We start from the raw sequence: 2,117 nt of genomic DNA, 5'->3' as shown, positions 1-2,117 counted from the left end.
GGTGCTAAGCGGGTCAGTTGTTGGGATTGGTTTGATTTTATGCAGATAAAAGAAACGGCCACATTAAAAGAACTCTACCTTGACGCAGACAAATCGTTAAAACGTAATAAAGACAACCATTCATTATCGCAATATAAACCAACAATAAAAGAAACATTATCTATTCTTGATAAGCAATACCATGTTGAAACAAAAATATATACCAGTATAAAAGAAGCGAGTTTTAAAGGTATTGCAGATAAACCGATGCTATTTACGGCATTAAGTCGCTTATTAATCAATTACGAAAGCGAATGGTATAGTGAAATTGATGCTGAAGGCAAAATGCCGAAATGGGAAGCGTTAAACAGCGAGCTGACGGAAAATGCTAAAAATGTATTAACGTATTTAAAAGAAGCGGATGAAGCAAAATGTGATATCTATGTAAACACACTAGCAGCAGATGAACAGAAATCAGTCAAAAAAGGATTAGAAGAGCTAAGAAGAAGCATAGCACGTTTTCCAGCAGACTATATAGACAGCCCAACAGAAAAGCTCAGTAAAGGGCAATTGGACATCTATTTTTTGCTTAAACAGTTAGAAAAACAAGTGACAGCTTGGGAAAAGACCAAAGAGAAAATCAAGAAAATGTTATGGTGGGATGATGTTGCTAAAGGCTTAGCTAAGTTAAATCAACCTAAAGACACGCCTCCAGAAAATGGCGAGACAACCAATACCACAACCACCCCAACAGACTCAGCACCACCTGCTACGCTTAGTGCTGATGGTAGGGCGTGGTTTATTCATCCTGTTCAAATTATGAGTCTTATTAATAAAAAAACTTATATAAATAATGAAGGATTTATTTGTAGTGATAGTATTACTCAATATCAAGTTAAAAAATTGGAGAGAGGAAATATCATTGGTCCCAATGCCATTGTTTTGCATAGAACATTTTCAAAAGGAAGTGCAATTAATGTTATTGAAAATACTTGGAAATCACCTTGGAATAAAGACAATATTGGCGCACATTTTGTTATAGATAAGGATGGAACAATTTATCAAGTTGTAAGTTTGAAAAAATATGCTAATCATGTAGGAAAGATTAGACCTCGTTGCGCTCTGACTGGAAATTGTGATTCAACCTATAAATCAAAAACCTTAAGAGAACAATATTTATCTGAATTAAAAAAAGATTATCCAGAACGTTATCCATATAACCAAGACAGTATAGGTATTGAAGTTGTAGCATGGTGGGACGACAAAACTAAGTTATGGGATGATGCAACACCTCAACAATTAGAATCAATTAGAAATTTAGTTATTTTTTTACAAAAGGAATTTAATTTAAATGATAAAGACTTGTATCAACATCAGTGCATTGCTTATAAAACAAGTGGAGAAGGTAAAAATCTGTATCCTCCTGCTGACAATTGGAATATTGATCCCCGTCACTACTAGTGCCAATAATCGTGATGAAATCAAAGTATTATCGCTAGAAAAGGTAGTTGCGGTAGAAATGGATCGCAACGATCATCTTTACGATTTATGTAATAAATGGAAATTAGACAAAAAGAAAATAACCCGTTTCTTCTTGACTGCAAAGAAATCTATCGATTCAGATCAAATAAATTCGTTTAACTTTTATAATTGCAACATAAAAGGTGAATTATTAATTAATGGAATAAAAAAAGAATATAGTATTGATTTAGGTGGAGTAGCAGTTATTCATGAAGGTGATAACGCTGAAGAGATAGTTTTTGGTTGTTCTAAAGGCGAGTGTTTGAAATACGTTCATAATGAACCTTATATAAATCACGATGAAATCAAAGTACTGTCAATAAAAAAAGTAATTAAGAAGGGTAGTGACGATTATCTTAACGATTTATGTAATAAATGGAACTTAGGAAAAAAAGATATAGCCCGTTTTTTCTTGACCGCAGAAAAATATATCAATTCAGCTCAAATAAGTGCTTTTGACGTTTATACGTGCGAAATAAATGGTGAATTATTAATTAATGGAATAAATAAAAGTTATAGTATTGATTTAGGGGGGCTAGCATTTATTTATGGGAAAAATACAGAACAGATAGCGTTTGGTTGTTCTCAAGGTGAATGTTTGAGATATGTTTATTACG

The 2,117-nt window shown here is 32.9% G+C and carries 2 protein-coding genes; both read left to right on the top strand.

The genetic code is table 11. From position 1 onward, the window contains the following. Positions 1 to 1,440: peptidoglycan recognition protein family protein (locus A9G28_RS12780; protein WP_218057390.1), on the top strand; the 1,440-nt coding region annotated here is incomplete at its 5' end. Next, on the top strand, positions 1,421 to 2,117 hold a 697-nt coding region (locus A9G28_RS12775), incomplete at its 3' end, for a hypothetical protein (protein WP_176702161.1). The genes A9G28_RS12780 and A9G28_RS12775, both read left to right, overlap by 20 nt.

The sequence above is a fragment of the Gilliamella sp. Fer1-1 genome (genome assembly GCF_001690825.1).
In the GTDB taxonomy this organism is placed as follows: Bacteria; Pseudomonadota; Gammaproteobacteria; order Enterobacterales; family Orbaceae; genus Gilliamella; species Gilliamella apicola_C.
This window is presented reverse-complemented; position numbering and strand designations above follow the sequence as displayed.